This window comes from Rhodococcus sp. EPR-134 (assembly GCF_001647205.1).
Taxonomy (GTDB): domain Bacteria; phylum Actinomycetota; class Actinomycetes; order Mycobacteriales; family Mycobacteriaceae; genus Rhodococcus_F; species Rhodococcus_F qingshengii.
Window position 1 is genome coordinate 1 of sequence record NZ_LVCT01000147.1, and the last position, 6,964, is coordinate 6,964.

Consider the following 6,964-nt stretch of genomic DNA (forward strand, 5'->3'; position numbering starts at 1 on the left):
GTGTCCTGAGCGCTTTGGCGGTTCTGCGAATCCTCACGCTGATCACCGATGTGTCCTCGTTCTCGATCAACGTCGCTTCTCTTCTCGGGTTGGGACTGGCCATCGACTACGGACTGTTCGTGGTCGGCCGGTTCCGTGAAGAACTGAATTCGGGCTCGGACCCGGGAGCGGCTGCTCAGCGGACAGTTCTGACCGCGGGTCGCACCGTCATGTTCTCGGGTCTACTGCTGATCTGTGCGTTCAGCGGCATGCTCGTATTCCCCCAGGCCGTCATCCGGTCTCTGGGCTTCGGCGCGATCGCCGCAGTATTGAGCGCGGCCGTCCTGTCGCTGACCGCTGTGCCTGCGCTGCTTGCCATTCTGGGGCATCGCATCAACGCCCTGACGTGGCGCAAGGATGCGGCGCAACGCGGCGAGGAACGCTCGCGCAAGTTCTGGGGCCGCGTCGTCACGTGGGTGATGAAGCGTCCGGTCGCAGTCTCGGTGACGATCGTGGCTGTGCTGCTCGTGATGGCCTCGCCGCTGCTCGGCGCCCGGCTGGGAGAACTCTCGTACACCGCACTACCGGACAACGACCCCGCTCGCGTTGCAATGGACACGTTGGTCAACGACTTCCCGCAAACCGGAAACGGCGCAACGATGATCCTTCAGGCCGAGGACGGGAACACTCTCACCCCGGCCGAAGGTGCAGCGATCGCCGAGTCCGCCGGTCGAGTCGAGGGCATCGGTCAGGCGACCGTCGTCGCGAGCACCAATCAACTCGTCGCGGTTCAGGCTCTCTACAGCGAGGGCTCTACACCCCAATCACAGAGCGCCGCAGTGACAGATCTGCGTGCGATCTCCGCTCCCGACGGAACGGTGCTGCTTGTCGGCGGCGGTCAAGCCATGGTCGACGACGGCAACAACGCCGTCCTGCACTGGCTACCGGTGATGATCCTCATCATGGTCGGATCCACCCTGATCCTGTTGTTCCTCGCGTTCGGTTCGGTGGTGCTGCCGATCAAGGCGGTGCTGATGGCAGCCCTGAGTCTCGCGACCACCTTCGGTGTCCTCACCTTCGTCTTCCAGGACGGACACGGCGTCGAACTCCTCGGGGTCAGTCAAACTCCGCTGGAGGCGACGTTTGTCGTGCTCATCCTGGCGGTGGTGTTCGGATTGTCCACGGACTACGAGGTTTTCCTGATGTCACGGATGGTCGAGGCCAAGAACGCGGGAGCGACGACAGAGGAAGCGGTCAAGTTCGGAACCGAGCGCACCGGCCGCATCGTGACGGCTGCCGCCTTACTCCTGATAGTGGTGACGGGGGCCTTCGCAATGTCAGGGCTGTCAGTGATGAAGTTCCTGGGCGTCGGCATGATCGTCGCGCTGATCGTCGACGCGACCATCATCCGCATGTTGCTCGTGCCCTCGCTAGTGAAGTTGATGGGCGAAGCGAACTGGTGGGCTCCTGTGTGGATGAAAAAGGTTCACGCGAAGGTCGGCATCGGCCACTGATCGCGACTGGATCATGTCGCTGAAGAGTCCCTGGGATCCTGCGGAGAGCCGTGTTTGACTAGGGGTCGTGGATGACTTACCTGAGAGTGTTGTGGTCGGCTCAGCAGTGTTTTCGCGTGTCGACTCGGACGATTCGTTGGCGTGCTGGACATCGAGCATCGATATCCAGGGGGTCGGTGACTCCAGGCCGGTGAGTCTGGTTATCGAGCCGGCCACCGTGCCGGAGTCTGCGGTGTGTGAGCTCGCTGCGACCGTGATGGCCCGGTTCGGTGAGTTTGCCGAAGTCGCCGCCGATTACCTGCGTCAACAGCTGCGTGGGCCACAGTTCGGCCTCCGCCACTCCGAACTCGTGGAGTTGGACGCCACGGAGTCACTGTTCGGCGAACCTGAGGCGGTGATCTGGGCTGACGGAACCTGGCTGCTGCGGTTCGCTGAGTCAAGGCTCGAGATGGCCGATCCTTTCGGGATCGGTGTTCTGTTCGAAGGAACGACTCCGTATGCGGTCGAGGACTTGTCGGGCGCTGAACCGGCCTAGGGTTTGCCGGCCTGTCCACGCCATCGCCTCGACGATGGTGCGCCGGTCTACTGGCGGACGGCGCATGGCCTTCACACCCTCGGAACAACGGCCGCCCACATCTCATCCGAAATCACGTCACGCGACGCAAGGACGAGCGCGCACCCCACTGCGCCCGAAACTCTTCAGCAACAGACCTAGTGGATTTCCCTGATCGGGCAGTCGTCCTCGAGGATGACTGCCCGATCGTCTAAATCGCTCCGCAGGGCGATGTTCTCCGAAGCTGATTTCGTCAGACTTGGAGCATGACAATTTTCGAATGGATCCTTGCAATCCCCGCTCTTGCGCTTGCCGTCGCGTTCTTGTTCTCCGGAATCATCTCCGCGGGCATCGACTTCGACGCCGAGGACGGTGTCATGACGCACTGATGTTCGTTTCCCTCTAGCCGCTGATCTTACTTTGGAGTAAGTTACCGACTATGGCCACTTACATCGTCACTGGCGGTACCGGATTCCTCGGACGAGCTGCACTGCCACTCCTGCTCGAGCGTGATCAAACTGCTCAGATCCATGTGCTGGTCAGAGCCGGTTCTGTAGCCAAACTCGAAGAACAGGTGTCGGCAATTCCCGGCGGCGATCGCGTGCATCCACTCATTGGAGATCTGACCGAGCCGGGACTGGGCATCGACTCTCCCCCGCCTGCCGACCACGTCCTTCACCTCGGCGCGATCTACGACATCACCGCCGGAGACGAGCAGGCTTCGACGAATGTCGAGGGCACACGCTCCGTGGCCGACCTTGCCGCACAGCTGGGAGCCACCCTTCATCACGTGTCATCAGTCGCAGTTGCGGGCGACTACCCGGGAACCTTCAGCGAAACCGATTTCGATTGCGGTCAAGGCTTTCCCACTCCGTACCACCGAACCAAGTTCGAGGCGGAGAAAATCGTTCGAGAACGAGAAGGCCTCACCTGGCGTGTTTATCGGCCGTCTGCCGTGGTCGGTAACTCCGTCACCGGCGAGATGGACAAGATCGACGGTCCGTACTACTTGTTCCCAGGACTGGCGCTACTCGCGAAATTACCTGCAGCACTCCCCGTCCCGATCCCCAACCTCGGCGCAACCAACGTGGTGCCCGTCGATTACGTAGCCGCCGCCCTCGTCGAATTGATGCATGTGCCCGGCCATGACGGCGAAGCATTCCATCTCGTGAATCCGAAACCTCAACCGGTACGCGAAATCTATGCCGGACTCGCCAAGGCCGCCGGAGCGCCCCGGCCCGCACTCAGCCTGCCGGGCGTGATCGCCAAACCCTTTGTCTCGCCATTGCCGATGGATTCGGCAGAATCGGCGCGGAAGGTCTTCCTCGATCGCATCGGCATGCCTGCAGCATTACTCGACAACATGACGATGGCGCCGACCTTCACCTCCGCGAGAACCGTTGCCGCCCTGGCCGGATCAGGACTGGCGGTCCCCGAGTTCGGGTCGTACTCCACTGTGTTGTGGAAGTACTGGCGCGCAAACCTCGATCCCAATCGCGCACGACGTAACAGTCCCGAAGGACCACTCGTGGGTCGGATCGTTCTGATCACCGGAGGCTCTTCCGGAATCGGCAAGGCATCGGCCATTGCCGCCGCTCAGAAGGGCGCCACCGTTCTCCTGATCGCACGCCGCACCGACGAACTCGATGCCGCAGTACAGCAGATTCGATCAGCCGGAGGCAAGGCGTTCGGTTACCCCTGCGACATCACCGACGACGAGTCGGTCCAGCACACGATCAAAAGCATTCTGACAGAACACGATCACGTAGACATGTTGGTAAACAACGCCGGCCGATCCATCCGGCGCGGCATTTACCACTCCACTGATCGTTTCCACGACTACGAACGAACGATGGCCGTGAACTACTTCGGCGCTGTGCGATTGGTGCTCGCCTTGTTACCGACCATGCGTTCTCGCCGCTTCGGCCACATCGTGAACATCAGCAGCGCGGGAGTCCAGGCGGCAACGCCTAGATTCTCGGCCTACGTGGCGAGCAAGGCCGCCCTCGACGGTTTCTCGGACGTAGCCGCCTCTGAAACCCTGGCGGACGGAATCACTTTCACGACCATCCACATGCCGCTGGTCGAAACACCGATGATCGCTCCGACCGGCGAATACAACAACGGCCCGATCACCAGCCCGGAAAAGGCTGCGGCAATGGTGATCCGCGCGCTGATCGACCGCCCCAAACGCATCGACGTACCACTGGGAACCCTGGGTGATCTGGGAACCCTGTTCGCACCGCACACCAAGGACCGAATTCTCAACCAGATGTACCAGGCCTTCCCCGATTCTCCGGCGGCAAAGGGTCAGGTAGACAAGGAAACTCCGGCAGACGCTCCGGCAACACCGGCGCGACAGCACCACTCGCGCTCGCGCATCCGCAAACTCGGCCGTCGGGCCGCCCGACTCGTGCCCGGTACGCACTGGTGACCGGTGGTGTGACTTCGTCTCGGAGCGTTTCGGCAAGAGGAACGGATCTGTAGGTTCAGTCGGCGAATCCTCACCGGGTCACGCTGACAAAAGCAATCAACCGCCAGTTGCACAGGGTTCCGTATCGGTGCCTGACCCCGGGACCACCAGACCAGACTCGTAGGCGATGACGACAGCGTGCGTCCGATTCTGAGCACCGAGCTTTGCCAGCACGTTCCCGACATGCGTTTTCACTGTCTCCAGGCTCACAACCAGAACCTGAGCAATATCCGAGTTGCACAGCCCGGTGGCCATCAACCGCAATACCTCTTCCTCCTTTGCTGTCAGCGCTGCATTCGGGAACGCCTCAGCGGAGACCAACGGGCGGGGCGTAACCATCCGGCGTAGCGCGGCAGGGAACAGGATCACTTCGCCCGCCGCCACCACACGTACTGCCGCTGCGATCTGCGGGACTGGGAGCCGCTTCAGCACGAAGCCACTCGCGCCCGCACTGAGTGCGGCCGTGACGTAGCCATCGTTTTCGAAAGTGGTGATTACCAAGACTTTCGGCGGTTCGGTGCACTCGGCCTGGAGGTGCCGAGTTGCCTCTATTCCGTTGCGCAGCGGCATCCGCACGTCCATCAGCACCACATCCGGACGAAGTTGCCGCGAAAGCTCCACTGCTTCGATACCGTCGGAAGCCTCGCCGACGACCACAATCCCGGGCTGAGCTGCGAGCAGCATACGCAGGCCGCTGCGGGTAACGTCGTCGTCATCCGCAATCAGCAGGGTGACTGGCATGCTTGCAGGTTTGGCGGCGTCCTCACTCCAATTGGCTTCGGTCATCGTGCCACCCGTACCGGCAACTGAACACTCAATCGCCAGCCCTGGGCTCCGTCCGGTCCAGCCTTGAACTCACCGTTCAAGAGTCGCACGCGCTCGGCCAAACCTGCCAGGCCGCGCCCTGATCTTCGAACTACGTCTGCCTTTCCCCCGGTCACTGCCCCGATGCTGTTGACCACTCTGAGCTCGACGCTCTCCGAGCCGACTGCCACCGTGATTTCGATCGGCCCGCTGTCCCCGTGCCGCAGAGCATTGGTCGTCCCCTCTTGCAGGATCCGGTACGCCGCGCGAGAGAGTGTCCCCTGGATCTGTGAAAGGTCACCCGACAGGTTCACCTCCACAACCGCCCCCGCATGCCGCAACCGATCAATTAACGCAGGCAAGTCCGACAGCGTCCGAGAAGGTACAGCCCCAGGCCTCTCCTCGCGAAGTACACCCAGTACGTAGTCCAGGTCCTCGAGCGCTGCCCGTGTCGACTCCTCGATGCTACGCATGGCGGCCCTCGCCGCGGCAGGATCGGAGGCAAGCACCTCGCCGGCCACCGCCGCCTGGATCGTGGCGGCGGTGAGCGTGTGTCCGATCGAGTCGTGCAACTCGTGAGCGACCCGATTACGTTCGGCCAGTTGCAGTTCGCGTTCTTCCGCCAGCGCGAGCCGTTCAGCCGTGGACGGCCCCAACAGTCGTGGCGCCAGCCATCTCAGCAGTGTTGCCACCAGGACACAAATTCCTACCGCAAGCAGGAGGCAGCCGGCCGCCACGATCCAGGTCCATCCACCCGTCACGTCAACCGACGTATCGAACAGACTGATTCGCGCCGTGCCGCCGAGCCAGTTCCCCGGGAGCGAAATCCCCATGATGAAAAGGACGCTGGTCGCGAGCGCCGCCAGCCAACCCACCATGACATGCAGGACAATCCAGAGCGGGGCCCGCCAGCGATCAATCTCCGAGAGGTTAGGAGTACGGTGTCCGAGCGCTGGACTCGGCAGCGACACCTGCAGCAGTCGGCGGGCAGTAACGATGAGCGCGCGTCGCACAGGATGCACCAGGCCGAGTGCTCCTACCAAAGTCACCCATATGAGCAGGACCGAAAGCACCCGGACGAACTCGGGTGCGGATTGCCACGCGAGAGCAGGCAACATCGCAACCACCAGAAGTGGCAGGCTTGCCAACACACCACAAAAGGCGAAAAGTACAGCTGAGTATGTAGAGCCCCGCATCAGCGGTCGTAGTCCTGTGATCATGATTCGACAAGTATGACTGGGCCGCTCGGCGATGGCCTCCCCCGATCGAGGGAGATGGTTTTCCCGCGTCGGAGCGATGCGCGACCAATCCTCCAGCAGACAGGATCGTGTCCAGACCGATCAATCTCTCCAAGGAGTTCTACTGATGCGCCGCCACAGTCGACAGGGCCAACCTCCCTCACCCCAAAGACAAAGCCGGAAACGGCACCGCGCCCTCTGTTCCGTCGCAATGACTCTCAGCGTGGTCACCCTCGGTGCGTGCTCGTCGTCCGCCGATACCGTCGCTGCGCGGCACGATGCGGTTCAACACTCACTCGACGCACTGGTGAGCGAGGACGGACTACCCGCCGCCCTCGCAAGCATCCAAGACCGAAACGGCAACTCCCACAACTACACCGCAGGAGTCGGTGACCTGACCACC

6 protein-coding genes and 1 pseudogene are annotated in these 6,964 nt (G+C 62.1%); 5 read left to right on the forward strand and 2 right to left on the reverse strand.

Translation table 11 applies throughout. The annotated features are described in order from the left end of the window. The 4 genes from A2J01_RS06525 to A2J01_RS06535 all read left to right on the forward strand — a co-directional run. A partial coding sequence (locus tag A2J01_RS06525; RefSeq protein ID WP_064112343.1) for an MMPL family transporter occupies positions 1–1,493 on the forward strand: 1,493 nt, incomplete at its 5' end. Between the two features lie 67 nt (positions 1,494–1,560). Continuing rightward, complete coding sequence (locus A2J01_RS06530) at positions 1,561–2,028, forward strand: hypothetical protein (protein ID WP_231915717.1); 468 nt, start codon at positions 1,561–1,563, stop codon at positions 2,026–2,028. A gap of 284 nt (positions 2,029–2,312) precedes the next feature. Continuing rightward, on the forward strand, positions 2,313–2,435 hold the full coding sequence (locus tag A2J01_RS37185) for a hypothetical protein (protein WP_003940840.1): 123 nt from the start codon (positions 2,313–2,315) through the stop codon (positions 2,433–2,435). Between the two features lie 50 nt (positions 2,436–2,485). Next, positions 2,486–4,480: an SDR family oxidoreductase gene (locus A2J01_RS06535; protein WP_007727443.1), complete on the forward strand. Its 1,995-nt coding sequence runs from the start codon at positions 2,486–2,488 to the stop codon at positions 4,478–4,480. A 96-nt stretch (positions 4,481–4,576) separates the two neighbouring features. On the opposite strand, the gene A2J01_RS06540 is transcribed toward A2J01_RS06535, so the two are convergent. Beyond that, the gene (locus A2J01_RS06540; RefSeq protein ID WP_007727444.1) at positions 4,577–5,305 is read right to left on the reverse strand and encodes a response regulator transcription factor; all 729 of its coding nucleotides are present in this window, start codon (positions 5,303–5,305) and stop codon (positions 4,577–4,579) included. After that, a complete protein-coding gene (locus tag A2J01_RS06545; protein WP_231915718.1) occupies positions 5,302–6,471 on the reverse strand; it encodes a sensor histidine kinase in 1,170 nt (389 codons plus the stop codon). The genes A2J01_RS06540 and A2J01_RS06545 overlap by 4 nt, the downstream gene beginning before the upstream one ends. A gap of 301 nt (positions 6,472–6,772) precedes the next feature. Here A2J01_RS06545 and A2J01_RS06550 point away from each other — a divergent pair. Then, positions 6,773–6,964: pseudogene (locus A2J01_RS06550) on the forward strand (serine hydrolase); the annotation flags it as partial.